Origin of the sequence: uncultured Bradyrhizobium sp. (genome assembly GCF_947648125.1) — a bacterium.
In the GTDB taxonomy this organism is placed as follows: Bacteria; Pseudomonadota; Alphaproteobacteria; order Rhizobiales; family Xanthobacteraceae; genus Bradyrhizobium.
The window spans coordinates 177,178-203,600 of sequence record NZ_CANSMR010000011.1; the positions used below are offsets into that span (position 1 = coordinate 177,178).

Sequence of the window (26,423 nt, forward strand, 5' to 3'; positions counted from 1 at the left end):
CGTTCATGGCCAAAATCATCCGCTCTCAACGCGCCAACACCTCAAGCGTTCGCTCCGCGCCGAAGAAGAAGGCCGTGAAAGCGGCAACACCGCAGCCCAAGCGCGCGGCAAAGAAGCCGGCCGCCAAGAAGGCCGCAAAACCAAAGCCATGGACGGCGGAGGAGGTCTACGAGGCCTTCGACCGGTTCCGCAAAGCCAATCCCGAGCCGAAGGGCGAGCTCGAGCATCTCAATCCCTACACGTTGCTGGTTGCGGTGGTGTTGTCTGCGCAGGCGACCGATGCCGGCGTCAACAAGGCGACGCGAGCGCTGTTTGCGATCGCCGACACGCCGGAGAAGATGCTTGAGCTCGGCGAAGACAGAGTGCGCGATTACATCAAGACCATCGGGCTCTATCGCAACAAGGCCAGGAACGTCATCGCGCTGTCCGAGAAGCTGATCGCCGAATTCGGCAGCAAGGTGCCGCGCACCCGCGCCGAAATCGAATCGTTGCCCGGCGCCGGCCGCAAGACCGCGAATGTCGTGCTCAACATGGCGTTCGGCGAACACACGATGGCGGTCGACACCCATGTGTTTCGCGTCGGCAACCGCACCGGTCTCGCGCCCGGCAAGACGCCGCTCGAGGTCGAGCTGGGATTGGAGAAGGTGATCCCGACGGAGTTCATGCTGCACGCCCATCACTGGCTGATCCTGCATGGCCGCTATACTTGCCTCGCCCGCGGTCCGCGTTGCGACGTATGCCTGATCAATGACCTTTGCCGGTGGCCGGAGAAGACCGTCTGAGCCATGATCATCATCATGTGGTAAGTGACGCGCCCGGCGTTCGGCGCGTGTGATTGAGGGAGTGTGGTGTGGCAGAGCAGGTTCAAGACGGTCCGTCACAAGTCAGCCAGACCGCGTCCGCACCAGTGACAACACCAGCCAAGCCGCAGCCTGCGGCGAGCGGCTTCTGGGGCCGTTTCGCCATCCCGCTGTTCGCGGTGCTGGCTGCGCTTGTGTTCGTCGCGGCGGCGACCACGCATTGGGACGCCTGGGTCGGCAGCGCCACCATCCAGACCACCAACGATGCCTATGTGCGCGCCGAGTTGACCCAACTCTCGAGCCGCGTGTCCGGCGAAGTGCTCACGGTTGCTATCTCCGATTTCCAGCGCGTCAAGGCCGGCGATCTGCTGGTGCAGATCGATCGTGCCGACTATCAGGCGCAGGTCGCGCAGGCCGAGGCGGGAGTGGTCGGCGCGCAGGCCGCGCTCGATAACCTCAACAACCAGGTCGAGCTGCAATATGCGACCATTGCGCAGGCCGAGGCCTCGCGGTTGTCCGCGGAGGCGCAGCAGACCCTGGCACGCCAGGAGCAAGAGCGTCAGCAGTCGCTGTCGCAAACCGACGCCGGCACGCGGCAGCGGCTCGAGCAGGCCACCGCATCCTATGCCAAGTCGGAGGCCGACGTGCAGGCCAGCCGTGCGGTGATCGCAGCGCAGCGCCATCAGCTCGAGGTCCTGCAGGGCACCAAGAAGCAACGCGCCGCCGATCTCGACGCAGCCAAGGCGCTGCTGGCATCGGCCAGGCTCAAGCTTGGCTACACCAGGATCGCCGCGCCGTTCGACGGCGTCACCGGCGAGCGGCAGGTGCAGCCGGGCGATTACGTCAACATCGGCACCAATCTGATCAACGTCGTGCCGCTGCCGAACGTCTATGTGATCGCCAACTACAAGGAAACCCAGCTGACCAACGTCAAGCCGGGTCAGCCGGTCGAAGTCACCGTGGATACATTCTCCGGCCAGAAGTTGCGCGGCGTCGTCGAGCGCATCGCGCCGGCAAGCGGATCGCAATTCGCGCTGCTGCCGCCCGACAACGCCACCGGCAATTTCACCAAGGTGGTGCAGCGCATCCCGGTGCGCATCCAGTTCGACAAGGACCAGCCGTTGCTTGCGCGCCTGCTGCCGGGCATGTCGGTGGTGACGCGGATCAACACCGGCGAGGCGGTCGCCAATGGCGGAAAATGACGACCGTAACAGCGGCCCGGTCTCGCGCGGCGACGTCGCGCGCTATCCGGTGTTCGCCGTCGTTGCCGTGCTGCTCGGCGCGTTCCTGGCGAATTTCGACAGCCGCCTGACCTCGGTCGGCCTGCCCGACCTGCGGGGCGCGTTCTCGCTCACCTTCGACGAGGGCGCCTGGCTCTCGACCGCGGCGATCGGCTCGCAGATCTTCATCGCGCCCGCGGTGGCCTGGCTCGCCACCGTGTTCGGCCTGCGGCGTGTGCTCGGCATTCCGAGCCTGGTCTATGCCGTGATCTCGCTGATCATCCCGTTTGTGCATGACTACACGACGCTGATCGCGCTCAGCATCGCCCACGGCATGCTGCTCGGCACCTTCGTGCCGGCGACGCTGATGATCATCTTGCGCAACCTGCCGATCCGCTGGTGGCTGCCGGCGATCGCGATGTATTCGATCCGCGTCGGCTTCGCGCTGGATTCGTCGAGCTCACTGGTCGGCTTCTATGTCGAGCACCTCGGCTGGCAGTGGCTGTACTGGCAGGGCGTGGTGGTCGCGCCGCTGATGGGTTTGATGGTGTATCTCGGCACGCCGAACGAGCCGGTCAATCGCGACCTGCTGCACCATGCCGATTGGGGCGGCATGCTGCTGCTCGGCGCTGGTCTGGGGATGGTTTATGCCGGGCTCGATCAGGGCAACCGGCTGGACTGGCTGTCGTCGGGCACCGTGATGGCGCTCCTGATAGGGGGCGGGCTGTTGATCATCGCCTTCATGATCAACGAGACGGTCGCGCGCCGGCCGTGGGCGCATTTCAACGTGCTGTTCTCGCGCAATATCGGGCTCTCGCTGATCGTCATCCTCTTGTACACGCTGACCAGCCTGTCGAACTCGTCGCTGGTGCCGAACTTCCTCGGCGCCGTCGGCGTGCTGCGGCCGGAGCAGTCGGGCGCGCTGCTGTTCAGCTACGGTGCACTGCCGATGTTCGTGCTGGTGCCGATCTCGATTGTCCTGTTGCGTCACTTCGATCCGCGCATGGTCGTGGTGCTCGGGTTCTCGGCATTCGCAGCCGCCAATCTCTGGGGCACGCAGCTGAGCCATGTCTGGGCACGCGAGGATTTCGTCGGCATCGTCCTGCTTACGTCGATCGGGCAGGCGCTGACGCTGCTGCCGATCATCATCATGGCGCTGTCCAATTCCGACCCGTCGCGCGCGACCGCGTTCGCGGCTTATATCCAGATCATGCGGCTCGGCGGCGCCGAGATCGGCATCGCCCTGATGGGCACCTGGCTGCGCGTCCGCGAGCAGATCCATTCGAATTATCTCGGCCAGCACGTCCAGAACGGCGACGTCGACGTCGTCAACCTGCTGAAGCGGCTGGCGGGTGAATTTTCCGGCCACGGCATCGGGGCGGCGACGGGACGTGCCATCGGCACGCTCGCGGCCCTCGTGCAGCGCGAGGCCAACACGCTCGCCTACATTGACGGCTTCTGGCTGTGCTTCTGGCTCGCGATCCTGGCGCTGTTCCTGGTCGCCTTGATCACGCGTGCGCCGCAAGGTCCGCTGTCGCCGGTGCCGCTTGGCTTTGTGAAGAACGTGCTGCGCAAGCCGGACGCCGCCGCGTCCTGATTTGCGAACGGGGAGGCGCGGGTATCGCCGGCGGCCTGGCGCTACCGGGTCAATTTATAGTGAATGCGGCGCCCCCAGCTATCTCGCGGGCGTCTGAAATATTTTGCACGTGGCGTGGTTCCACAAACGGGGGAACTGGAGCCACGATGATCGAGACCAGGCAGACGGCCGCGCTTGTTTCCATGGCGACGGCGGTTCCACCGCATCTGTTCCATCAGGGACAAATCCTGCAGGCCGCGCACGACCTTCTCGCCGACCGCTATCCCGAGTTCGAGACGCTCTCCAGCCTGTTCGCCAACACTGGCATCCAGCATCGCTACGGCGTGAAGCCGATCGAATGGTATCTCGAACGGCGCGGCTGGCCGGAGCGGACGCAGGCGTTCCTGGAAGGCGCGGAGGCGCTGTTCGTCGATGCCGCCCGCAAGGCGCTTATGCGTGCCGACCTGACCGGCCGCGATATCGATGTCGTGGTCACAGTCTGCTCAACGGGCATCGCCACGCCGACGCTGGAGGCGCGCGTCGCCGGCCAGCTCGGCCTGCGGACCGATGTGTCGCGCGTGCCGGTGTTCGGCCTCGGCTGCGCGGGCGGCGTGTCGGGCCTGTCGATCGCGGCGCGGCTGGCGCAGGCGCAGCCGGGTGCGAATGTGCTGCTGGTCGCGCTCGAGCTGTGCACGCTCGCGGTTCGTCACGATGAGCTCACCAAGGCGAATATCGTCGCGGCCAGCCTGTTCGGCGATGGCGCCGCGGCGATCGTGCTGCGCGCCGGCGACGGCGGTGCGACTCGGATCGAGGCGACGGCAGAAAAGCTGTGGCCGGATACGCTCGGCATCATGGGCTGGACGGTCGATCCGGAGGGATTCGGCGTCGTCTTCCAGCGTACCATTCCGGATTTCGTCCGCGACCATGTTGGACCGGCCGTTGCCGATATCCTGGCACGAATGGAGCTGACGGCCGATGATATCGACCGCTTCCTCTGCCATCCCGGCGGCACCAAGGTCATCGCCGCACTGGAGCGGGCGCTCGCGCTCGATCAGGGCACGCTCGATCACGAACGCGACGTCATCGCGGCTTGCGGCAACATGTCGGCCCCGACGGTTCTCTTTGTTCTCGAACGCGCCCGCGCCAAGGGCTTGCCGCCGCGCTCGCTGCTCACGGCACTCGGGCCCGGCTTCACGCTCAGCTGCGTCGCGCTCAGGCACGCGGCATGAGCCTCGCTTCGGTCATCCTTGCGCTGGTCACCTTGCAGCGTCTCGGCGAGCTCGTGCTGTCGCGTCGCAACACGGAGCGGCTGCTGGCGCGCGGCGCGATCGAGGTCGGCGCCGGTCACTATCCGCTCATTGTGCTGGTTCACGCCGGCTGGCTGATCGCGCTGTGGATGTGGGGCCGCAACCAGGATGTCAACCTGGCGATGCTCGCGGCCTTTCTGTTGCTGCAAGGCCTGCGGCTGTGGATCCTCGCCGCGCTCGGGCCGCGATGGACCACGCGGATCATCGTCTTGCCGGGCGCGCCGCTGGTCGCATCCGGGCCGTACCGATATTTTCCGCATCCAAACTATGCGGTCGTCGTCGGTGAGATCGCGCTGCTCCCGCTCGCACTGCATCTGCCGGTGCTGGCGCTGATCCTCACCTTGCTCAATCTCGCGGTGCTTGCGATCCGGATTCGTGCCGAGAGCCATGCTCTCTCGGTTGCGGACTGGCCGCGCGTCAGCACGCCATGAGCGACCGGGCGGAGCATCGCTCCGACAGCCCGTCGGCGGCGATCTGGGCAGGCTTCCTCCTGATGTGCTTCGGCATGTTCATGGCGATCCTCGACATCCAGGTCGTCGCGACCTCGCTGCCGACGATCCAGCGCGCGCTGGGGATTTCGCCTTCCGCGATGAGCTGGATCCAGACCGCCTATCTGATCGCGGAGGTGATCGCGATCCCGCTGACCGGACTGTTCACCCATGCGCTGTCGCTCCGATGGCTGTTCGCGATCGCCGTGAGCCTGTTCACCGTCGCCTCGGTCGGTTGCGCTTTCAGTGGCGGCTTTGCCGTGCTGCTGGTCTTTCGCGTGCTGCAGGGATTTTCCGGCGGCGTCCTGATCCCTGCGGTGTTCTCCGCCGTGTTCACGCTGTTTCCGGCACGGCTCCATGCGGTGGCGACCACGATCGGCGGCGTCGTCGCGGTGCTCGCACCGACCGTTGGACCGGTCGTCGGCGGCTGGATCACGCAGACCTGGTCGTGGCCGTGGCTGTTCCTGATCAACCTCGTTCCAGGAACGATTGCGGCCACGGTCACGCCGCTGCTGCTTCCGAAAGAGAGCGTGAATCTCCGCGCGTTTGTCAGACTGGACACATGGTCGCTGGCTCTGCTCGCAGCGGCGCTCGCAAGCTTCATGATCGGTTTGAAGGAAGCGCCGCAGCGCGGCTGGGTCTCGATGCTTTGCCTGAGCCTGCTGATCGGAAGCATTGCCGGGATGGCGCTGCTGATCCGGCGCACGCTCCGCGCGGCGTATCCGATCGCGCGATTGAACTTGTTCAGGCGGCGTTCGTTCGCGATCGGCTGCGCCCTGAGCTTCTGCCTCGGCATCGGCCTGTATGGATCGACCTATCTGATGCCGGTGTTCCTCGGCTTCGTCCGCCGCCATGATGCCTTCGAGATCGGCACCATCATGCTGGTCACGGGGGTTGCACAGCTGATCGCTGCGCCGCTCGCGGCAATCCTCGAAAGCCGCGTCGGCGCGCTCTTGTTGACTGCGACAGGCTTCGTCTTGTTCGCGCTCGGTCTCGGACTGAGCGCCTTTCAGCCGCGCACGGCGGATTTCGGCGAGATGTTCTGGCCCCAGGTCGTGCGCGGTGTCGCGATCATGTTCTGCCTGCTGCCGCCGACGCGGATTGCGTTGGGCACCCTGCCGGAGGCGGAGGTTGCCGACGCCAGCGGATTGTTCAACCTGATGCGCAATCTGGGTGGCGCGATCGGGATCGCCTTGATCGATACCATCCTCTATGGGCGAAGCCCGATCCATGGCGAGGCGTTTCGTGCGCGCCTGCTGGCGGGAGATGTCACGGCGGCACAGGCAATCGGGCTCGATCCGAGATTGCTGATCGACCGTCCGCCGGGTCCGCCTGATGACGCGACGGTGGCGTTCATCCGGCCGCTGGTCGAGCGGGCGTCGCTCGCACTCAGCGTCAACGAGGCATGGGCGATGCTCGCCGGCGTGGCGGTCGCCGGGCTTCTGCTGGTGTTATTCGCGCGCGATCGGGCGCCTGCATCGCTGCCGGTGCCTCGGGATGCGAGCTAGATCGAGGATACGTTGCTTCGCCGCGCCGGCTCGATCAGTTCGCGCCGCGGGCCTGACAGCCGCTTGTACATGTGCACCATGAACGCCATCCCGAACAGCGGCGTCGCCAGATTGACGATCGGGATCGAGACGAAGGCGGCGATGAACAGGCCGGCGGTAAACACGGTCGCCGCATTCTCCTTGCGCATCGCCTTGGCGTCATCAGGCGAGCGGAAGCGCATCGCGGCGAGCTCGAAATATTCGCGGCCGAGCAGCCAGGCGGTCGCGATGAAGAAGATGATGAAGCCCGCGCCCGCGAACAGCACGAACGGTAGCGCGACGAGGTAGACCAGGACCGTCAGCAGCGCCGTCTTGACGCCCTCGATGGTCGCGAGCGTGACCGGCAGCGCCGTGCCGGGATGGTCGGCCGGATAGTGCTCGCGCTCGACATGATCGGCGACGTCGTCGACGAACAGGCTCGCCACCAGCGAGGTGATCGCGGGCATCAGGAAGATGCCGCCGAGCACGACGCCGAGGCCCGCCGAGATCGAGATGATCCAGGACAGCACGTGCAGGGTGGAATGGAAGTTGGGGCCGAGCATGCCTTCGGCCCAGACCTCGCCGGTGTCGGCAAACCAGCTCAGCAGTCGCTGCAATCCGATTGCCAGCACGGTGATCAGCACCAGCGCAAGCCCGATCGAACGCCACAGGATCGTGCGCATCGGCGGCGACAGGATTTGCGAAAGCGCCTTGACGGCGGCGTCGAACATGACCGGGTTACCTCTGCAAAATGACGTGCGAGAGGTAGCCACCCAATATGGCTTCGGCAAGTGCCGCTTGTGTCGCGGTCACAGCGTTTTCGAGCGAAGTCCGCCCGCATTTAATGCGGGGTCCACGCCGGTTCGCGTCAAGAAAGCTTCAGGCGTCGAGCGGCTTGCCGCGGACGTTGGGTCCCCAGACACCGATCGTAATAATTACGATCACCATCGCCGCGGTGATCAGGCCGAACACCCCGCTGACGCCGGCCTCCTTCAACATGAAGGCCACGATGAAGCCGGAGAAGGTCGCGCTGAGCCGGCTCATCGAATAGACGAGGCCCGCCGCGCGGGCCCGGATCGCGGTCGGGAACACCTCGGTCTGGTAGGCGTGATAGGCGTAGGACAGCGTCATGTTGGCGCCGGTCACCAGCACGCCGCTGGCGATCAGGAGCACCGGCTCGGTGAGCTGCGCGAAGGCAAGGCCGAACACCGAGATCGCGGCGGCCGCGCCGCAAATGATCCATTTGCGCTCGAAGCGGTCGGCGAAGGTTGCGGCCAGCAGCGGCGCGAGCGGATAGGCGAAGGCGATGATGAAGGAATATTGCAGGCTCTTGGTGACGTTGATGCCCTTCTGAACCAGGAGCGCCGGAACCCAGTTGGAGAAGCCGTAGACGCCGAACGCCTGGCACAGATTGAAGATCATGAAGAGCACGACGAGCGAGGCGTAGGGCGGCCGGAACAAATCGGCATAGCCGGTCTCGACCGCCGCACGTGCCGGCGCCATTACGGCTTTAACGGCAGGGCGCGGTGCGCCCGCAGGCGATGAGGCCTCGAGCCTCCGCATGATTGTCTCGGCCTCGGCAAGGCGGCCATGCCGGGCCAGCCAGAGCGGGCTTTCCGGCACGTAGAGCCGCAGCACCCAGATGATCATGCTGGCGGCGGCACCGATCAGCACCACCCAGCGCCAGCCATCGATGCCGTAAGGCGAGAGCGGCACCAGCCACCACGACAGCGCGGCGACGATCGGCACCGCCGAGAGCATGACGGCCTGGTTGATCGCAAAGGCGCGGCCGCGCATCCAGCTCGGCACCAGCTCGGTGATGTAGGCGTCGATGGTGATGACCTCGATGCCGATTCCGATTCCGGCGATGAAGCGCCACAGCAGCACCCCGCCAGGGGTGGTCTGGCACGCCATGATCACCGACGCCGCGCTGTAGAACAGCAGCGAATAAGTGAAGACGGCCTTGCGCCCGTAGCGATCGGCGAGGAAGCCGAGGCAGAAGGTGCCGATGAACAGGCCGGCGAAGGTCGCCGCGACGAAGGCGCCGATCCCGGAAAAGCCGAAGAAGGCCTGTGTCGTCGTGGTCATCAGCCCGCTGCGGGCGAGGCCCGGCGCGATATAGCCGGTGAAGAACAGATCGTAGATTTCGAAGCAGCCGCCGAGCGAGAGCAGAATCACAAGCCGCCAGACATAGCCTGAGGTGGGCAGCGCCTCGAGGCGCCGCGAAATCTCGTCCGGCCCGGCTGTCGTGTTGGCAAGATCGGCAACCGAGCCGAGTTCGACGGCGCTCATGATGGTCCTCCCCGAATGCTCCAGCGGCCGCCTTTCTTGCGAAGGCGTGCCGGTTGCGCATGTTTGGCAGCCGGGTGCCAGAAATCCAGACGAACATATCGAAGGAATCGTTCGATATTTTCGATAGCGCTGTTTCTGACGTGCTTGAAAGCGCTTCAGATCAAGAGCGTCGCCTCCCACGCGCCGCGCCCGACCTGTTCGGCGATCAGGGAGCGGATCAGCCGGCACATCTCTTCCATCGCATAGGTCATCGGCCGGTTGCGCAAGCGGCAGAGATAGAGCGTCCGGCTCAGCCTGGGTTCGATCACCTCGCGTGCGACCAGCGATCGCGCTTTCAGCGGCTCGCTGACGAAGTGCGTCGTCGCGATCGTGCAGCCGAGACCCGCGGTCAAGGCGCCGATCATGCCGCTGGTCGAATTGAGGTGCAGGATGGCATTGGCCTCCAGCCGTTTCAGCGGCACGGGGTCGTCCAGCAAAGCGCGAGCCGACAGCCCGTGCCGCAGCAGGATCAGCGGCAGCTGCGCCACCTGTTCGAACGTGATCGGTCCCTTCTTGCCGATCAGCTTCTCGGTGCCGACGCAGAACATCTGCTCCTCCAGCACCGGCTCGGCGATCAGGTCCTTTTCCGACGGCGGATTGTAGACCAGCGCGAGGTCGACATCGGAGCTCATCAAATGCAGCAGCGTCGCGCCGGAGAGACTCTCGGTCAGCGACAGCTTCAGGTTCGGATATTTCGCCAGCACGGTCCGCATCAGCGGCACGCCGATCGCCTTCATGCCGGAATTGGCCATGCCGATCGAGATCTCGCCGGCAATTGCGCTGCCGCCTTCCTTGATCTCGCGCTCGGCCGCCGCCATCGCGCGCAGGATGATGCGGGCATGCTCATAAAGCCGCTCGCCCGCCGCGGTCGGTTCCATGCCGCGCGGCTTGCGCTCGAACAGCGGCGTGGCGAACTCCGCCTCGAGATTGGCGATGTGGTGACTGAGCGCGGATTGCGCGACATTGGCCTGATCCGCCGCCCGCGACAGGTTGCGCTGCTCGTAAACCGCGATGAAATAGCGAAGCTGGCGTGAATCCATTGTGGTTCTGCGTTCTAGAACGACGAATGCACTATTCGACAGATTATATTTTTCAGATAGCGTGCGGAAGCCTAACCTGCGCCGATCAGTCAAAACGAGCGCAACGAGCACGGAGAAACCGATGACCGGGAGCGGACTGCCGCTGGAAGGCGTGAGGGTCGTCGAGATGACCCACATGGTGATGGGGCCGACCTGCGGGATGATCCTGGCGCAACTCGGCGCCGAGGTGATCAAGGTCGAACCTCCTGCCGGCGACAAGACCCGCTCGCTCGGCGGCATGGGCGTCTCGTTCTTCCCGCTGTTCAATCGCGGCAAGCGCAGCGTCGTGCTCGATCTCGCCAAGCCCGAGGACCGCGACACCATGCACCGGCTGCTCGCGAGTGCCGACGTGTTCCTGGAGAATTTCCGCGACGGCCAGCTCGACAAGCAGGGTCTTGGGCCCGAGGAGCTGCGCGCGAAATATCCGCATTTGATCATCGCCGGCCACAAGGGCTTTCTGTCCGGCCCCTACGATCATCGCCCGGCGCTCGACGAGGTCGTGCAGATGATGTCGGGGCTCGCGGCGATGACCGGCACAAGGGAGAAGCCGCAGCGCGTCGGCTCCTCCGCCAACGACATCATGGGCGGCATGTTCGGCGTGATCTCGATCCTCGCCGCGCTCTACCAGAAGCGGGGCGGCAACAGGGGCGGCGCCGACATCCGCATCGGCCTGTTCGAGAACTGCCTGTTCCTGGTCGCCCAGCACATGGTCGAGTACGAGATGACCGGGCGCAAGCCGCGCTCGATGCCGGAGCGTGAGCATGCCTGGCCGATCTACGACATCTTCGATGCCGCCGGCGGCGACCGTATCTTCATCGGGGTCGTCACCGAAGGCCATTGGCAGAGCTTTTGCCGCGAGTTCGGACTGACGGAATTCGCCGACGATCCGACGCTGCGCTCCACCACGGACCGCATCATGGCGCGCGACCGGATCATTCCGCGCGTCGCCGAGGTGATCAAAGGCTGGAACGTGGCCGACCTCTCGGCCAGGCTCGACGCGCTCAACATCTGCTTCTCGCCGATCAACCGGCCGGAGGATCTGCTGCAGGACCCGCATGTGCTGCGGCCCGGCGGGCTCGTCAACACCATCAATGCCGACGGCAAGCCGTTCCGCGTTCCGGCGCTGCCGGTCGAATGGAACGGCAGTAATATCGGCGAAGGCCTGAAAGTGCCGGTGCTTGGCGCCGATACCGATGCGGTCCGCGCCGAGCTCGCACAACAGAAGATTTCATCAACCGGAAACGCTGCGTGAGGCTGACATGACCCGCGTCCACGATATCTATCCCAACGACAAGGTAAGTTTGCGCGAAGTCGGCCTGCGCGACGGCCTGCAGCTCGTGAAGACATTCCCGTCGACCGCGGCGAAGCAGCGCTGGGTGCGCGACGAATATGCGGCCGGCGTCAGGCATTTCGAGGTCGGCTCGTTCCTGCCGGCCAAGACCTTTCCGCAATTCGTCGATGTCCGCGATGTCATCGCGACCATTGCCGCGCTGCCCGGCGCGCATGGTGTCGCGCTGGCGCTGAACGAACGTGGCGTCAACGAGGCGCTGGCCTCCGGCGTCGCCGAGATCGCCTCGGTGGTGTCGGCGACCGAGGAGCACAGCCAGGCCAATGCCAACCGCTCGCGCGAATCGGCGATCGCGAACATCAAGCGTCTCTGCGAGCTGCGCGACGCCAGCGCGCACAAACCGCTGGTCAATGCCGCGATCTCGATGGGGCTGGGCTGCTCGATCGTCGGCGCGGTCGATCCGAAGGAGGTGCTGCGCCTCACCGAGAAGCTCTACGAGGTCGGCGTCGACATGGTCGCGATAGCCGATACCGTCGGCTATGCCGGGCCGAAGCAGGTCGGCGAGCTGACGCGCGGAGCGGTGAAGATCGCCGGCTCCAAGCCGGTTTGCGTCCATCTGCACGACACCCGCGGCATGGGTATCGCCAACGCCTCCGCGGCGCTCGATGAGGGCGCCCGCGTGCTCGACGGTTCGCTCGGCGGCCTCGGCGGCTGCCCGTTCGCGCCGGGCGCCACCGGCAATGTCGTGTTCGAGGACCTCGTCTTCCTCTGCGAGAGCAAGCGATTTCCGACCGGCATCGATCTCGACCGCCTGGTCGAGGTGCGCGCGATCCTGAAGGCCGAGATGCCGAATGAGCAGCTCTATGGCGGCCTCGCCCGCGCCGGCCTGCCCCGCGGCACCAAGGCGAAGGCGGCGTAGCGACACGCTCTCGGTCGTGCCGATGCCCACGCTTGCGGTGACGCTGGCAGCGATGTTCTGATCAGTCGCGCGTGCGGTGGATCGAGCTGAAGTCCTCGACATCGGGCTGCACAGGGGGTGTTTCGCGATAAGGCGGTACGATCAGCATCACGACCCGCCGTGTCCGGCCGGGCCTGCCCAGCAGTGTCGCCCGGGCGTCGAACTCGGAGCGAAAGACGCCGGTTGCGCGCAACGTTGTGCGCTCCATCCAGCTCAGGCAGTCCGGCTGGTCGGCGAAGCACAATGCCGCCCAGCCGCGATCGAGCGTGGTCTTGCGCGGCAAGCCCCAAGTGTACTGGTAGGCAAACGGCCGAGCATAGCGCGGATGATCCGGGCTGTAGAAGGCGGCAGCGAAGGCGAGTGCGTCGTCGCCGCTGACGGCGGCGAGCGGCGTCCCGACTGCGTCGTGCCATCGTGCAGTGAGCTCGGTTGCGGCCGCGTGGTAGAAGCCGCGGCCTTCTTCATAGCCGTAAGCACTGCGATAGAGGGCGTGGATCGGCGCACCGCCGACGGCCGCGAGAATGGCGATGCTCGCCACCATGACGGCCAGGTTGACCGCGTAGAAGCGCTCGATCGGGTAGCTCGTTGCGCACACGATCAGAACGACGAACAGGAAGAGCCCCTGCACCGCCCAGAGCGAGGGCAGGTCGGTGCCGATTGCAAGCGAGACGATTACCGGAAACAGGATGGTTCCAATTGCGACTAGCAGCAGCAGACGGAGCCCTGGGTTCATCGCGCCGAAATCCCCCGGCAGCCGCGCCAGCCGCGGTCCGGCGATGAACACCCACGTGACGGCCGGGATCGCGAGCGCCGCGATCAGGCCCATGATGAAGTAGCTGACTTCCCACAGCGCGGCGACATGATCGGCGCCGGCATGCGCGAGCGCATAGTCGAACGGCGTTGCTCCCGTCGTGGCGAGCCAGTGCAGATGCGGGCCAAGCACGAGCATGCCGGCTAGTGCCGAGATCCAGGGCGAGGCTGACAGCAGATAGCGTCGGCGATCCGGATGCAGCACGGCCGCGAACACGAAGCTTGCGACCAGGAAGATCGAATAATATTTGCCGAGCATCGCGAGTGCGCAGGCTGCGCCTGCCGCGATCGCCCAGCCGAGCTGCCTGGGCGCCTCGAACGCACGCTGGAAGCAGTAGGTAGCCAGCGGCCAGGCGGCCAGCAGCACCGTGTTCGCATTGAAGCGCTGGGCGTGGAATTGATAGACCGGCAGCAGCATCAACAGCAGCAGCACGATCGCCCGCTTCTCGCCACGGACAAAGCGGCGGGCGATCAGGTCGACCGCCCACAGCGCCACCGCGGCGTTGACCATCGCCATCAGCTGCAGCGACCAGTCGGTCAGGGGGAAGATCGCGGTCCATCCCCGCGTGATCCAGCCCATCAACGGCGGATGCTTCGGGTATCCCCATGCGAGGTGCCGGCCGAGCGTCCAGGTCTCGAGCACGTCCGGATGCAGGCCGGCGCCGAGATAGGCGATGACGAGATACGCGGTCCAGATCGCAACAAAGAGGACAAGCAGAAGCGGGATCGACCACCCGGTCTCGATTCCCTCCAGCCATCTGATCAATGGACGGCGCCAGCGCGCCGGATCCTTATCCGACGCCGCGGCCATCGCCGAGAAATTGATGAGCCAAAGCACCGTAAAACTACCGAATGAAAGCAGGCTTGAAGCGCGCGCACCCTAGTGATGCGAGCGCGAGAACTCAACGGCGGAGCCGGACGATGAGACGAATTCCAGACCGGAGTCGAGGCGGCCGGCGCTCGACATGTCGAGCCTGACGCCTGCGCCCGTCATACCGGTGCGGTTTCCGCTGCAGTCACTTCCGCAGCCGGAAGCGCCGCCTCTTCGTCAATCGCTTCAGGAACGAGCGGCGGCGACTTGTGCTCTGGAAACACACTGAATTCGCCGGCTACCTCCTGGAGCGGCTTCTGCTTGTCGGCCCAGTGCAGGGCCGTGTAGTCGAAACCGTGCACGATGGTGGGTTTGACGACTTCGAAATAGGGCGAGATGTCGAAGTCGCGCGGCATGTAGAGCGAGGAATCGCGGATGTGCAGGATCTCGCGGCGCGCCTTGCGGCTCGCAGCACGCGTGATCTTGGGCAGGATCGGATAGCGCACGGCGTCGAACGCCTGCGCGATCAGCGCCGAGCAGATGATCTTGGTCGGATCGCCGGAGCCGAACGCGATCATGCGGCGCCGCCAGCGCTGCGGGATCGGCAGCGGAAACAGGAAGCGCGCGAGATCGACGATGTTCTTGGTGTCGTAGCCGAAGCCGATGCGGTTGATGGCGTAGCGGCACACCGTGGTGCGGTCCTCGAAGGACAGCCCGACCGGTCGGCAAAGGCGGGTGTGATAGGACAGGTATTTTGACAGCGGCGCGGAGGTCACGCCTTCGCCGATATTGGCCTCGATCAGCACATGCTGTTCGCCGTCAGGCTCGAACGCACCGTCGATCGGTCCGACGAACAGCGCGGCATGCGACCAGGTCGATTGCGTGAGGTATTTGATGATGCCGGAAATCCGGTTGTTGCCTTCGACCAGCAGCACATCGCCGGGCTGCATGATGCCCCGCAGATGGTCCGGGTCGCTCGGTGTGAACGGCTCGTAACCGGGGACTTCCTTCTGCAGGTACCCCGCGATCCATTTACCGACGGTATCGAGCATTACGCCCATGGATTCCCCCCAGCGGTTCTACGACCGCTTCCGTTCACTTAATCATGGTCGCAAGCCGTTGCAATTTAGTTCATGCCATCAGCGGATCAATCATGATTGATTTACCATGAAGGTTGCTGCGGTCGGTGAGATGCGGCACAGTTCGCGAAGCGTTCCCATTCTCTGCAAGTCCCCGGAAACCATGCCAGAAGCTAAGTCATGACAGTGACCCGCCGCGATATCCTGTCGGCGTCCGCAGCTCTTGCGCTGGCACCCGTACTGGGCGGCAGGGTTGTCGCTGCGCCGCTGCCGCGCGAGGCCGACATCGTCGTGATCGGCGCAGGTGCCGCGGGCATTGCCGCGGCGCGACGGATCGCCGCCGCGAACCGCAAGGTGATCGTGGTGGAAGCGTCCGGCCAGGTCGGCGGTCGCTGTCAGACCGATGCCTCGACCTTCGACGTGCCGTTCGACCGCGGTGCGCGCTGGATGCACAATCCCGAAACCAATCCGATGATCCGGCTGGCGCGCGCCGCGGGCCTCGACATCGTTACGGCGCCCGCGGGCCAGAAGATTCGCATCGGCCGCCGCTATGCCCGCCCCGGCGAGACCGAGGAGTTTCTGGCGGCGCTGGTGCGCGCCAATCGTGCCATCGACGACGCTTCGCGCAAGGCCGATATCGCCTGCGCCGCAGCCATGCCGAAGGATCTCGGCGATTGGGCCGGCACCGCGGAGTTCCTGCTCGGCGCCAATTTCAGCGGCAAGGATCTGAAGGACCTCTCGGCCGTTGACAAGGTGCGCGCGCAGGATCGCAACACCGCGATCGCCTGCCGGCAGGGGCTCGGTGCGCTGATCGCGAAGCTCGGCGAGCAGCTTCCGCTGGCGCTGTCGACGCCGGCGCAGCGCATCCTGTGGAGCAATCGCGACGTGATGGTCGAGACGCCCTCCGGCAAGATCATCGCGCGCGCCGCCATCGTCACGGTGTCGAGCAACGTGCTCGCGAGCGGCAATATCAAGTTTGCGCCCGAGCTGCCGAAGCGCGCGCTCGACGCTGCCGCCAAGCTGACCCTCGGCAGCTACGATCGCATCGCGTTGCAGATCCCCGGCAATCCGCTCGGGCTGTCGCGCGACGACGTCATCATCGAGCAGAGCAATTCGACCAAGACGGCTTTGCTTTACGGCAACATCGCCGGCTCCTCGCTATGCACGATCGACGTCGCAGGCTCGTTCGGCCGCGATCTGTCCGCGCAGGGCGAGAAGGCGATGGCTGCTTTCGCGGTGGAGTGGCTGAGCAAACTCTATGGCAGCGAGGTCGGCGCCGCCGTGAAGAAGACCAGCGCGACGCGCTGGAATGCACAGCCCTTCATCCTCGGCGCGATGTCGGCAGCTGTACCCGGCGCGCAGTTTTCCCGCAGGATCCTGTCCGAGCCGATCGGCGCGATGTATCTCGCGGGCGAGGCCACGCATGAGACGCTGTGGGGCACGGTCGACGGCGCCTGGGAAAGCGGCGAGCGCGCCGCCGATGCCGCGCTGCGCAGGATCGGCGGGGTGAAGGATGCGACGCCGGAGCCCGCAGCGCCTGCGGCAAAGCGCAAGCACCGCGCGCCGCGCTCTGCCGGGCCGACGAATTGATGATTGGGTAGACTGGGCATCGCGGGTAGATGTTCGGGTAGGGTGCCACCTGACAACCGATGTCGTCCCTGCGAAAGCAGGGACCCATAACCACTGAACTTAATTGCGGAAGCGAGCTGTGGCCCCAGCGTTGCGCCGCAATGATCGCCTGTGGTTATGGGTCCCGGGTCGCGCTTCGCTTGCCCGGGACGACGGCGAGTTTGTTGCGTCGCCTTCACACCGGCAGCTTCAGCTCCATCAGATCCTTGGCGATCACGATGCGGCCCTTGAAATTCGTCTTCACGTCTCTCGTCCAGTCGTCGTCGGTGACATCAGGGTCGTCGCCGGGGACGAAATGGCTTAGCACCAGCGTCTTCACGCCGGCGGCGGCGGCGATGCGGCCGACGTCCTCGGTCGAGGTGTGGCTGTCGAGCAGATGCTTCTTCAGCGTCGCACCGTTCTTGGTCTTCGCGACCAGGCGATCGACCGCGGGAATGTAGAGGCATTCGTGCACCAGCACGTCGGCGTCCTTGGCGAATTCGGCAAGCTTCGGATTGTAGGCGGTGTCGCTGGAGAACACGATCGTGCCGTCGGGCGTCTCGAACTTGTAGGCGAAGTTGTCCGTGATCGGCGGATGCGGCGTGCGGAACGCGGTGACGGTGACGTCAGGCGTCTTCAAGACCACGCCGTCGTCGGTGATGTCTTTGGCGATCAGCAGTTTGCGGGGATCGGGCCGGCCTTCGTCCGCGATCCGGGTCTCGACGTCGAACTTGTTCAGCTCCCAATATTCCTTGGTCATCGCCTCGATGCCCTTGGGACCGAACGAATGGATCGGCGTCGAGAGCCCGGCCGCCCAGGCGTTGTAGAACAGATTGCCGTATTCCAGATTGTGATCGGAATGGTGATGGCTGATGAAGATGTACTTCACGGACGGGATCGGCACGCCGGCGTTGACCAGCTGCCGGCTGACGCCCATGCCGCAATCGATCACGAACGGCGTGTCGTTGACGACGACGAGATTGGCGGGGTTGGAGGCGCCGATGCCGATCCGCGGCCCGCCCCTGGTGCCGAGGAACACGATCCGGGTGCGCGGCTTCGTGCCTTGCGCGCGTACCGCAGGTGCTGCGAGCAGTGCAGCGCTGCCGAGCGCCAGTTTCAATGCATTGCGGCGATCGATCATGGTGTTCCCGCCCTCGTTCTTATTCTGAACGCGACCCTACCCGCCACGCAAAATGCCATCAAGCGCCGGCAGGCCGACGATGACGGCCGCGGCAATCAGCGCGTAGCAGATCGCGCGAAACACCTGCTCGCTGGCCTTGCCGAACAGCGAAGCGCCGAACCAGACGCCGATGCCGTAGATCGGGCCGACGATCAGCGAGAACTTGACCGATTCGATCGTGATCAATCCGGTGAACCAGTAGCTGACCAGCGAGAAGAAATCTGAGGCCCCGAAGAACAGCACGATGTTGGCGCGCGAGATCACCGACGAGATTGGGCGGCCCAGCCAGTAGGCGACGATCGGCGGGCCGCCGGTCTGCGCGAGGCCGCTGCAGAAGCCGGAGAGCCCGCCGACGCCGATCGAGAGCGCAGCGTGATCCTTGCCGTGGTAGCGCCAGCCCGATAGCAGCAGCACGAGCAGCGCCGCGACGAAGCAGGAGATGATCCAGCGCGTGGTCACCGGCTCGAGCACGGTCAGGAAATAGGTGCCGATCGGAACGCCGACCAGCGCGCCTGCCACCATCACCGCGGTCGCCTTGCGATCGGCATGGGTCCAGGCGTTCGGCAGCAGCGGCGTGGCGGCGACGAAATCGATGATGAGCAGCAGCGCGGCCACCAGCCGCGGCGCTGCCACGCTGCTTGCCAGCGGCATGAAGATCAGCGCCGAGCCGAAGCCCGAGAAGCCGCGCGCCGTGCCCGACACGAAGGCAATCGCGCAGATCGCAAGCGCGATGCTGGTCGAGATGTCGGAGGGGAGCAGGGTGAAGGAGGTCATGGGAGGGGCGAGAGAAAGGGGGCCAATCGCGCGGCAAGCGCACGTTCCATCAATTCCCTCCCCCGCTTGCGGGGGAGGGTTAGGGTGGGGGCTCGCGCCGCGTTGGTGATTTCAAGGTGATGCACTAATTTCGCTGCTCCGCGCGCAGTCGTCGTCAGAGCAATCTGCCCCTTCCGAATAGTCCCTTGGTGGAGAGACCCCCAACCCTCCCCCGCAAGCGGGAGAGGGAGTCGCGCAGCCTGCGTTGCGGCTCACGCCCGCAGCGTGCCGCCGGTCTTCTTGGTCACCTCGGCGACCACCTTGGCGGCGACGGCGTCGATCTCCTGGTCGGTCATCGTCTTCTCGCGCGGCTGGATCGTCACTGCGATTGCGATCGACTTCTTGTCGGGATCGATGCCCTTGCCTTCGTAGACGTCGAACACGGTCACGTCCGCGATCAGCTTCTTGTCGACATTCTGCGCCGCGCGAACGATGTCGCCGGCCTTGACGCTGCGGTCGACGATGAAGGCGAAGTCACGCGACACCGGCTGGAACGCCGAGAACTCCAGTACCGGCTTGGCGCGCGTCGCCCTCTGCTTGCCTTGCGGGATGCGCTCGAGGATGACCTCGAACACGAGCATCGGACCGTCGGCGCCGAGCGCCTCGGCGGCACGCGGATGCAGCTCGCCGAAATATCCGAGCACGTTCTGCGGGCCGATCTGGATGGTGCCGGAACGTCCCGGATGCAGCCAGGCGGGACCGCCCGGCACGATCTGCAGCGCCTGCATCGGCGCGCCGGCCGCCGCCAGCACGGCGAAAGCGTCGGCCTTGGCATCCATCGCATCGGCCGTGGCCGAGCCGGTCCAGAGCCGTCCGATTCCCTTCGACGAGGCGTAGCCATGGCGCACGCCGGAGGCGGCCACGAGCTGGTCTTCCGGGCGGTCACCACGGAACACCTGGCCGACCTCGAACAGCGCGACATCGGGGTAGCCGCGGTTGATGTTGGCCTGAGCCGCCGCGACGAGGCCGGGCAGCAGGCTCGGCCGCATGTCGGAGAGATCGGCCGCGATCGGGTTGGCGAGCACGAGCTCGCTCTGGCCGCCGCCGAACAGTTTTGCCGCGTCATTGGTGATGAACGACCAGGTCACGGCCTCCACCAGGCCGCGGACGCCGAGCGCGCGCTTGGCGCGGCGGGTGCGCTGCTGCATCGGTGTCAGCACCGGCTTGCGCGGCTCTTCGCCACGATCGAACGGCGTCATCGGCACCTTGTCGACGCCGACGATGCGCACGATCTCCTCGACGATGTCGGCCTTGCCCTGCACGTCGGTGCGCCAGGACGGGACTGCGACCTTCACGACGGGGCCGTTGCCGGCCAGCATGAAGCCGAGCCGGGTGAGGATCAGCTTCACCTCGACCAGCGGCACCTCGATGCCGGCAAGGCGCTTGACCTCGCTGAGCGGGAAATCGATGACGCGATCCTCGCCGAACTGCTTGCCGACCACGACGTTCTCGGACGGCGTGCCGCCGCACAGCTCCAGCACCAGCTTGGTCGCGAGCTCGAGCCCGGGCACCATGAAGGCCGGATCGACTCCGCGCTCGAAGCGGTAGCGCGCATCCGAATTGATGCCGAGCTTGCGGCCGGTCTGCGCGATGTTGATCTCGTTCCACAGCGCCGATTCGATCAGCACGTCCGTGGTGTTGTCGTCGCAGCCCGAGGCCTCGCCGCCCATGATGCCGGCAAGTGATTCGACGCCGTGCTCGTCCGCGATCACGCAGACATTGCTGTCGAGCGTGTAGGTGCGGCCGTCGAGCGCGAGCAGCGTCTCGCCATCTTTCGCGCGTCGTACGGTGAGGTTGCCCGTCACCTTCCTGGCGTCGAACACGTGCAGCGGACGTGCGCGGTCGTAGGTCATGAAGTTGGTGATGTCGACCAGCGCGTTGATCGGGCGCAGGCCGATCGAGGTCAGCCGCTTCTGCAGCCATTCCGGCGACGGACCGTTCTTCACGCCGCGCACCAGCCGTAGCGCGAAGCCCGGACACAACGCGACGTCTTCCACCTTGACCTGAACCGGGCAGGGGAATTCGCCTTTGATCGGCCTGATGCCCGGGTCCTTGAACTTGCCCATGTCGGCGGCGGACAGGTCGCGCGCGATGCCGTGCACGCCGGTGCAGTCCTGCCGGTTCGGCGTCAAATTGATTTCGATGACGGGATCGCCGAGCCCGGCCCAGTCGGCATAGCCCTTGCCGAGCGGCGCGTCGGCCGGCAACTCCATGATGCCGTCGTGGTCTTCGGAGATCTGCAATTCGGCTGCCGAACATAGCATGCCGCGGCTCTCGACGCCGCGGATGGTGCCGACGCCGAGCGTGATGTCCTTGCCGGGAATGTAGGTACCGGGCGGCGAGAACACGCTGATCAGCCCGGCACGCGCATTCGGCGCACCGCACACCACCTGCACCGGCACGCCACCGTCGCCGGTGTCGACCATGCAGACGCGCAGCCGGTCGGCATTCGGATGCTGCTCGGCCGAGATCACGCGCGCGATGGTGAACGGCGCGAGCGCCTTCGCCTTGTCCTCGATGTTCTCGACCTCAAGCCCGATCATGGTGAGCTTGTCGGCGAGCTTGTCGAGCGGCTCGTCGGTCTCGAGATGTTCCTTCAGCCAGGAGAGGGTGAACTTCATGACGATGACTTCTCCGGTCCCCTCTCCCGCTTGCGGGGGAGGGTCAGGGTGGGGGCTCTCTCCGCGATGGCAGCGGCAATTGTTTCGAGGACGCCTTCCCGATTTGTCAGGACGTCGTGATTGCTGAAGCGAAGCACTTTGAAGCCTTTCGCTTCAATGATGACCGAGCGCGCGGCATCGGCGCGCTCGCCTTCGTCCGAAAAGTGCTGACCGCCGTCGAGCTCGATCACCAACTTGGCTGCATGGCAGACGAAGTCGGCGATGTAGTTTTCGATTGGCACTTGGCGGCGGAAGGTTGTGCCGTTCAGGCGATTGCCGCGCAGCTCTGACCAGAGGATTCGCTCCACGTCGGTCGAGTTCCTGCGAAGAGCGCGTGCGTTAGAACGCAGTCTCTGGGAGACTTTCCAATCCGGATGTTCAGGATCGACCATCGGCAGCCCCTTTGCGGAGATACCCCCACCCCAGCCCTCCCCCGCAAGCGGGAGAGGGAGTTCGACCGTTCGCGACGATGGAATCTTCGTATCCACGCGAGCACACCCTATCCATTCCCTCTCCCGCTTGCGGGGGAGGGGCAGGGAGGGGGCTCTCTCCGCGATGGCAGCGGGAGTTGGATTCACGTACTCAATCCTCCCGCGATGGTCGGGATGTCGAGCGGCTTGAAGCCGTAGTGGTTGAGCCAGCGGATGTCGTTCTCGAACAGCTGGCGGAGGTCGGCGATGCCGTATTTCAGCATCGCGATGCGGTCGATGCCCATGCCCCAGGCAAAGCCCTGGTAGACGTCGGGATCGATGCCACAGGCGCGCAGCACGTTCGGGTGCACCATGCCGCAGCCGAGGATCTCCATCCAGTCCTCGCCCTCGCCGAAGCGAATCTCGCCCTTATCGCGGCGGCATTGGATGTCGACCTCGAGCGACGGCTCGGTGAACGGGAAGAACGACGGCCGGAACCGCATGTTGATGTGGTCGACCTCGAAGAACGCCTTGCAGAACTCGTGCAGGATCCACTTGAGGTGACCGAGATGCGAGCCCTTGTCGATCACGAGGCCTTCGACCTGGTGGAATTGCGGCGTGTGGGTCGCGTCCGAGTCGATGCGATAGGTGCGGCCCGGGCAAATCACGCGGATCGGCGGCTTCTGGGTCAGCATGGTGCGCACCTGCACCGGCGAGGTGTGGGTCCGCAACAACATGCGCGTGCCGTCTTCCTTCGGATTGAAGAAGAAGGTGTCGTGCATCTCGCGTGCGGGATGGCCGATCGGGAAGTTCAGTTTTGTAAAGTTGTAGTCGTCGGTCTCGATATCGGGACCTTCGGCGACTGCAAAGCCCATATCGGCGAAGATCGTGGTGAGCTCGTCCCAGACCTGGCTCAGCGGATGGATGCGGCCGGTCTCCGCCGGCGTCTCGCGCAGCGGCAGCGTGACGTCGATGGTCTCGGCTGCAAGGCGTGCATCGAGCGCGGCCGCTTTCAGCACGTCGCGCCTGGCCGCGAGCGCCTGCGTCACCGCGTCCTTGGCGAGGTTGATCTTGGCGCCCTCGGTCTTGCGCTCCTCCGGCGACATCTTGCCGAGGGTGGCGAGCAAGGCCGAGATCGAGCCCTTCTTGCCGAGCGCTGCGACGCGCACCGCCTCGAGGGCGGCCTCGTCAGCGGCCGAGGCGATCTGGTCGAGGATGGATGTTTCGAGCGTTGCGAGGTCGGACACGGTCAATTCCTGCGCTGAGCATGATCCGGTAGGAAGAGCCGGCTTCCGGACCACGCGCCAAAATTCGGCTGGGTTGTCGCCGCCCGAAGGCCGTAACGTCAAGCAAAAAGCCGGTCATTTCGGGCTTGTGGCCGGCGGCATTGAACCCCGCGCGGAGGTCGGGCTACCCAAGGGGAGTTCAAGGAGACCCACGCGATGTTGCTGCGATCTTGCCTGGCCGTGCCGGCCGTCCTGTTCATGCTCGGTACGGCGCATGCCGCGACCGAGCAATGTCCCGCCAAATCGACCCAGATGGACGACATCATCGCGGTGCTGGAGAAGGCGCCGAGCTGCAACCGCGCGATGAAGATCTTCGAGGCGTGCGAATACGGCGCCAGCGGAGACGTCCAGTTCGGTGCCGTGGTCGAGAAGAAATGCGAGGCGGACTTCCTGTCCGGCCTCAAAGGCGCGCCGAAGCGGGCGTATCAGCACGAGATGCAGGTCTGCGACCGCAAGTACCGGAACGAATCCGGCACCATGTACATCTCGTTTACGGCGTTCTGCCGGGCGCAGGTCGCCCAGCGCTATTCGCAGAAGGCGCTGAAAGCGGGCGCCAAGGCCCGCTAAGAAGTCCCGCTAACGGGATCAGGCAGCCAGCGCAGCCTTGGCCTTCTCGGCGATCGCCTGGAACGCAACCGGCTCGTGGATCGCGAGATCCGACAGCACCTTGCGGTCGACGACGACGCCCGACTTGGAGAGGCCGTTGATGAACACGCTGTAGGTCATGCCGAACGGACGGACCGCGGCATTGATGCGCTGGATCCAGAGCGCGCGGAAGGTGCGCTTCTTGCGCTTGCGGTCGCGGAATGCGTACTGGCCGGCCTTTTCGACGGCCTGCTTGGCAGTGCGGATGGTGTTCTTGCGGCGGCCGTAATAGCCCTTGGCGGCCTTGAAGACTTTCTTGTGCTTGGCGTGAGAGGTCACACCGCGTTTGACGCGAGACATGACGGAAATCCTTGAGATCTAGAAGAAGTGACGGGGCGCCGCGCGAGACGCGGCCGGGTTCAAGCGGATGAGCGCGATCAGGCGTTCGGCAAGAAGTACTTCTTGACGTTGTCGCCGTCGGTCTTGAACAGCACGCGGGTGCCGCGGAGCTGACGGATCTGCTTCTTCGTCCGCTTGATCATGCCGTGGCGCTTGCCGCGCTGGGCGTGCATGACTTTGCCAGTGGCGGTCACCTTGAAGCGCTTTTTAGCGCCCGACTTGGTCTTCAACTTGGGCATTTAGCTCTCCTGTCGCCCAACACGAATATCGCCCAAAGAGGCGTTCGGCCGGCTAAAATGCTCGTTAGAGCGTTGAAAGTGCTGTGGTTTTTTCCGAATTGAAAGAACCTGCACTGAAACGTCGCCACGGCAGCCCTTGATCAGCCGGGCGGCGAAGGCCCGGCTTATGACAGAGGATCGGCGGTTTTGCAACGTTTCAGGTAGCCAAACTACGGAGCCGTAGCCCGGATGGAGCGAAGCGAAATCCGGGGCAGGTCGAGCGGCGGACGCACCGCCCCCGGATCGTGCTGCGCTCCATCCGGGCTACGGGAGCTCCTCAGACATGAAACGGCCCGCCAGAGGGTCTGACGGGCTGCTCCATTTTCAGCAAAGCGACTAATTCGAACTAGCGCGGCGCCAGCACCATCACGACCTGGCGGCCTTCGAACTTCGCGTCCTGCTCGACCTTGGCGAACTCGGCAACGTCGGCCTTCACCTTGTCCAAGAGCTTGGTGCCGATCTCCTGGTGCGCCATCTCACGACCGCGGTAGCGCAAGGTGATCTTGACCTTGTCGCCTTCCTCGAAGAAGCGCTGCATTGCGCGCATCTTCACGTCATAGTCGTGATCGTCGATCATCGGGCGGAGCTTGATCTCCTTGATCTCGACGACCTTCTGCTTCTTGCGAGCTTCGGCGGCCTTCTTCTGCGCGGAATATTTGTACTTGCCGTAGTCCATGATCTTGCAGACCGGAGGACTGACATTCGGCGAAATCTCGACGAGGTCCATGCCGGCTTCCATAGCCAACTTGATGGCCACCATGGTTTCGACGGTGCCCTGGTTGACACCGTCGGCATCGATCAGCTGGATTTGCGCGTTGCGAATCTCATCATTGGTGCGCGGCCCGTCTTTTGCGACTGTGGGCGGGGCTCTATTGGGACGGCGAATGGGTAACTCTCCAAAGTTGTGAAAGGGAAGGCGGATATTTTGAAGCAAGACGCTGCGACGGGCAAGCGAACTCGCTCTTTTACGCGGCAAAACCGTCAATTGCGAGGCATTTTGGCCACGCCCGGCACATATAGCGAGCGCGCCTGCTCTGCAAGGCGGGCCTGCCGCCGTTGACCGCTGCCGCGCCACGATTGAAAAGCAGATCTCTGACACGCGAGTGACCGAACCATGAGCCAAGCCGCCACATCCGAACAGGAACCCGCCTTCATCGAGGTAGGCGAGGGCAGCGGGACGCGCCGGATCGCGGTGCGCGCCCGGGCAGCCAGCGGCCCCGGCAGCACAACTGGTGCGCCGGGGCTGTTCTGGCTCGGCGGCTTCAAGTCCGACATGACCGGCACCAAGGCGATCGCGCTCGATGCATGGGCCGCCGAGCACGGCCGCGGCTGCGTCAGGTTCGACTATTCCGGCCACGGCGAATCCGGCGGCGAGTTCGCCGACGGCACCATCGGCCGCTGGCTCGAGGAGAGCGTCGCCGTGTTCTCGCAATTCTGCCGCGGGCCGCAGGTCGTGATCGGGTCCTCGATGGGCGGCTGGATGGCGTTGCTGTTGGCGCGCGAGATCATGCGTCGCGGGAACGCGAAGGCGCAGCTCGCCGGCCTCGTGCTGATCGCGCCGGCGCCCGACTTCACAGAGGAATTGATGTGGAAGGGCTTCTCTCCGGAGATCCGCGCCGAGATCGAGACCAAGGGCGTGTGGCTCAGGCCATCCGAATATGGCGACGGCTCGCCCTATCCGATCACCCGCAATCTGATAGAGGAGGGCCGCAACCACCTTTTGCTCGGAAGCAAGATCGACGTCGGCTGCCCGGTGCGTATCCTGCAGGGCGCGCAGGATCCCGACGTGCCGTGGAAGCACGCCTTCGCGCTGGTGCATCGCCTGCCGGCCGAGGACGTGGTGCTGACCATGATCCAGGACGGCGATCACCGCCTGTCGCGGCCGCAGGACATCGCGCGGATCATCGCCGCGGTGGCGGAGATCGGCTAAG

The 26,423-nt window shown here is 65.1% G+C and carries 24 protein-coding genes; 11 read left to right on the forward strand and 13 right to left on the reverse strand.

The features are described from left to right. The first annotated feature begins 5 nt into the window (after nucleotides 1–5). The 6 genes from nth (at nucleotide 6) to Q0030_RS21000 (ending at nucleotide 6,899) form a co-directional block, all read left to right on the forward strand. Complete coding sequence (gene nth, locus Q0030_RS20975; RefSeq protein ID WP_298371233.1) at nucleotides 6–782, forward strand: endonuclease III; 777 nt, start codon at nucleotides 6–8, stop codon at nucleotides 780–782. Between the two features lie 125 nt (nucleotides 783–907). Next, a complete protein-coding gene (locus Q0030_RS20980; RefSeq protein ID WP_298371385.1) occupies nucleotides 908–2,002 on the forward strand; it encodes an HlyD family secretion protein in 1,095 nt (364 codons plus the stop codon). Further along, on the forward strand, nucleotides 1,989–3,617 hold the full coding sequence (locus tag Q0030_RS20985) for an MFS transporter (RefSeq protein WP_298371236.1): 1,629 nt from the start codon (nucleotides 1,989–1,991) through the stop codon (nucleotides 3,615–3,617). The genes Q0030_RS20980 and Q0030_RS20985 overlap by 14 nt, the downstream gene beginning before the upstream one ends. A 146-nt stretch (nucleotides 3,618–3,763) precedes the next feature. Next, entirely contained in the window at nucleotides 3,764–4,825 is a 1,062-nt protein-coding gene (locus Q0030_RS20990) for a type III polyketide synthase (RefSeq protein WP_298371239.1), read from the forward strand. Next, entirely contained in the window at nucleotides 4,822–5,334 is a 513-nt protein-coding gene (locus tag Q0030_RS20995; RefSeq protein WP_298371242.1) for an isoprenylcysteine carboxylmethyltransferase family protein, read from the forward strand. The genes Q0030_RS20990 and Q0030_RS20995 overlap by 4 nt, the downstream gene beginning before the upstream one ends. Beyond that, nucleotides 5,331–6,899 carry a DHA2 family efflux MFS transporter permease subunit gene (locus Q0030_RS21000; RefSeq protein ID WP_298371245.1) on the forward strand — a complete coding sequence of 523 codons (1,569 nt, stop codon included), beginning with the start codon at nucleotides 5,331–5,333 and terminating at the stop codon, nucleotides 6,897–6,899. Before Q0030_RS20995 ends, Q0030_RS21000 begins: the two co-directional genes overlap by 4 nt. Here Q0030_RS21000 and Q0030_RS21005 read toward each other — a convergent pair. From Q0030_RS21005 to Q0030_RS21015, 3 genes are all read right to left on the reverse strand, one after another. Next, nucleotides 6,896–7,648, reverse strand: a complete 753-nt coding sequence (locus tag Q0030_RS21005; RefSeq protein WP_298371247.1) for a sulfate transporter family protein — start codon at nucleotides 7,646–7,648, stop codon at nucleotides 6,896–6,898. The genes Q0030_RS21000 and Q0030_RS21005 overlap by 4 nt on opposite strands. 148 nt (nucleotides 7,649–7,796) lie before the next feature. Then, nucleotides 7,797–9,209, reverse strand: a complete 1,413-nt coding sequence (locus Q0030_RS21010) for an MFS transporter (protein ID WP_298371250.1) — start codon at nucleotides 9,207–9,209, stop codon at nucleotides 7,797–7,799. A 155-nt stretch (nucleotides 9,210–9,364) separates the two neighbouring features. Then, complete coding sequence (locus Q0030_RS21015; RefSeq protein ID WP_298371252.1) at nucleotides 9,365–10,288, reverse strand: LysR family transcriptional regulator; 924 nt, start codon at nucleotides 10,286–10,288, stop codon at nucleotides 9,365–9,367. Nucleotides 10,289–10,409: 121 nt separating this feature from the next. Here Q0030_RS21015 and Q0030_RS21020 point away from each other — a divergent pair, with 121 nt between their 5' ends. Together Q0030_RS21020 and Q0030_RS21025 are read left to right on the forward strand one after the other, a co-directional pair. Beyond that, the gene (locus tag Q0030_RS21020; protein ID WP_298371255.1) at nucleotides 10,410–11,579 is read left to right on the forward strand and encodes a CoA transferase; all 1,170 of its coding nucleotides are present in this window, start codon (nucleotides 10,410–10,412) and stop codon (nucleotides 11,577–11,579) included. Between the two features lie 7 nt (nucleotides 11,580–11,586). Next, on the forward strand, nucleotides 11,587–12,534 hold the full coding sequence (locus Q0030_RS21025) for a hydroxymethylglutaryl-CoA lyase (protein WP_298371258.1): 948 nt from the start codon (nucleotides 11,587–11,589) through the stop codon (nucleotides 12,532–12,534). Between the two features lie 61 nt (nucleotides 12,535–12,595). On the opposite strand, the gene Q0030_RS21030 is transcribed toward Q0030_RS21025, so the two are convergent. Together Q0030_RS21030 and Q0030_RS21035 are read right to left on the reverse strand one after the other, a co-directional pair. Beyond that, entirely contained in the window at nucleotides 12,596–14,221 is a 1,626-nt protein-coding gene (locus tag Q0030_RS21030; protein WP_363323475.1) for a glycosyltransferase family 39 protein, read from the reverse strand. Between the two features lie 152 nt (nucleotides 14,222–14,373). Next, nucleotides 14,374–15,255: a YiiX/YebB-like N1pC/P60 family cysteine hydrolase gene (locus Q0030_RS21035; protein WP_298371262.1), complete on the reverse strand. Its 882-nt coding sequence runs from the start codon at nucleotides 15,253–15,255 to the stop codon at nucleotides 14,374–14,376. Between the two features lie 198 nt (nucleotides 15,256–15,453). On the opposite strand from Q0030_RS21035, the gene Q0030_RS21040 reads away from it, so the two are divergent. Next, complete coding sequence (locus Q0030_RS21040) at nucleotides 15,454–16,863, forward strand: NAD(P)/FAD-dependent oxidoreductase (RefSeq protein ID WP_298371265.1); 1,410 nt, start codon at nucleotides 15,454–15,456, stop codon at nucleotides 16,861–16,863. 214 nt (nucleotides 16,864–17,077) lie between these two features. Here Q0030_RS21040 and Q0030_RS21045 read toward each other — a convergent pair whose 3' ends face one another. The 5 genes from Q0030_RS21045 to pheS form a co-directional block, all read right to left on the reverse strand. Then, nucleotides 17,078–18,022 carry an MBL fold metallo-hydrolase gene (locus Q0030_RS21045; protein WP_298371268.1) on the reverse strand — a complete coding sequence of 315 codons (945 nt, stop codon included), beginning with the start codon at nucleotides 18,020–18,022 and terminating at the stop codon, nucleotides 17,078–17,080. 36 nt (nucleotides 18,023–18,058) lie between these two features. After that, nucleotides 18,059–18,835, reverse strand: a complete 777-nt coding sequence (locus Q0030_RS21050; RefSeq protein ID WP_298371270.1) for a sulfite exporter TauE/SafE family protein — start codon at nucleotides 18,833–18,835, stop codon at nucleotides 18,059–18,061. Nucleotides 18,836–19,086: 251 nt separating this feature from the next. Further along, nucleotides 19,087–21,495: a phenylalanine--tRNA ligase subunit beta gene (gene pheT / locus Q0030_RS21055; protein WP_298371274.1), complete on the reverse strand. Its 2,409-nt coding sequence runs from the start codon at nucleotides 21,493–21,495 to the stop codon at nucleotides 19,087–19,089. After that, entirely contained in the window at nucleotides 21,492–21,926 is a 435-nt protein-coding gene (locus Q0030_RS21060) for an endonuclease domain-containing protein (protein ID WP_298371277.1), read from the reverse strand. The genes pheT and Q0030_RS21060 overlap by 4 nt, the downstream gene beginning before the upstream one ends. A 182-nt stretch (nucleotides 21,927–22,108) precedes the next feature. Further along, a complete protein-coding gene (gene pheS, locus Q0030_RS21065; RefSeq protein WP_298371279.1) occupies nucleotides 22,109–23,191 on the reverse strand; it encodes a phenylalanine--tRNA ligase subunit alpha in 1,083 nt (360 codons plus the stop codon). Nucleotides 23,192–23,386: 195 nt separating this feature from the next. On the opposite strand from pheS, the gene Q0030_RS21070 reads away from it, so the two are divergent. Further along, nucleotides 23,387–23,797 (forward strand): hypothetical protein, encoded by a 411-nt coding sequence (locus Q0030_RS21070; protein ID WP_298371282.1) that lies wholly within the window; start codon nucleotides 23,387–23,389, stop codon nucleotides 23,795–23,797. An 18-nt stretch (nucleotides 23,798–23,815) separates the two neighbouring features. Here Q0030_RS21070 and rplT read toward each other — a convergent pair whose 3' ends face one another. The 3 genes from rplT to infC form a co-directional block, all read right to left on the reverse strand. After that, on the reverse strand, nucleotides 23,816–24,175 hold the full coding sequence (rplT, locus tag Q0030_RS21075; protein ID WP_029081033.1) for a 50S ribosomal protein L20: 360 nt from the start codon (nucleotides 24,173–24,175) through the stop codon (nucleotides 23,816–23,818). Between the two features lie 77 nt (nucleotides 24,176–24,252). Next, nucleotides 24,253–24,453, reverse strand: a complete 201-nt coding sequence (gene rpmI, locus Q0030_RS21080) for a 50S ribosomal protein L35 (RefSeq protein ID WP_008539890.1) — start codon at nucleotides 24,451–24,453, stop codon at nucleotides 24,253–24,255. Nucleotides 24,454–24,838: 385 nt separating this feature from the next. Then, the gene (gene infC / locus Q0030_RS21085) at nucleotides 24,839–25,378 is read right to left on the reverse strand and encodes a translation initiation factor IF-3 (RefSeq protein ID WP_244069057.1); all 540 of its coding nucleotides are present in this window, start codon (nucleotides 25,376–25,378) and stop codon (nucleotides 24,839–24,841) included. Between the two features lie 228 nt (nucleotides 25,379–25,606). Between infC and Q0030_RS21090 the strand changes: the two genes are divergently transcribed. Beyond that, the gene (locus Q0030_RS21090; protein ID WP_298371287.1) at nucleotides 25,607–26,422 is read left to right on the forward strand and encodes an alpha/beta hydrolase; all 816 of its coding nucleotides are present in this window, start codon (nucleotides 25,607–25,609) and stop codon (nucleotides 26,420–26,422) included. The last annotated feature ends 1 nt before the right edge of the window (nucleotide 26,423 follow it).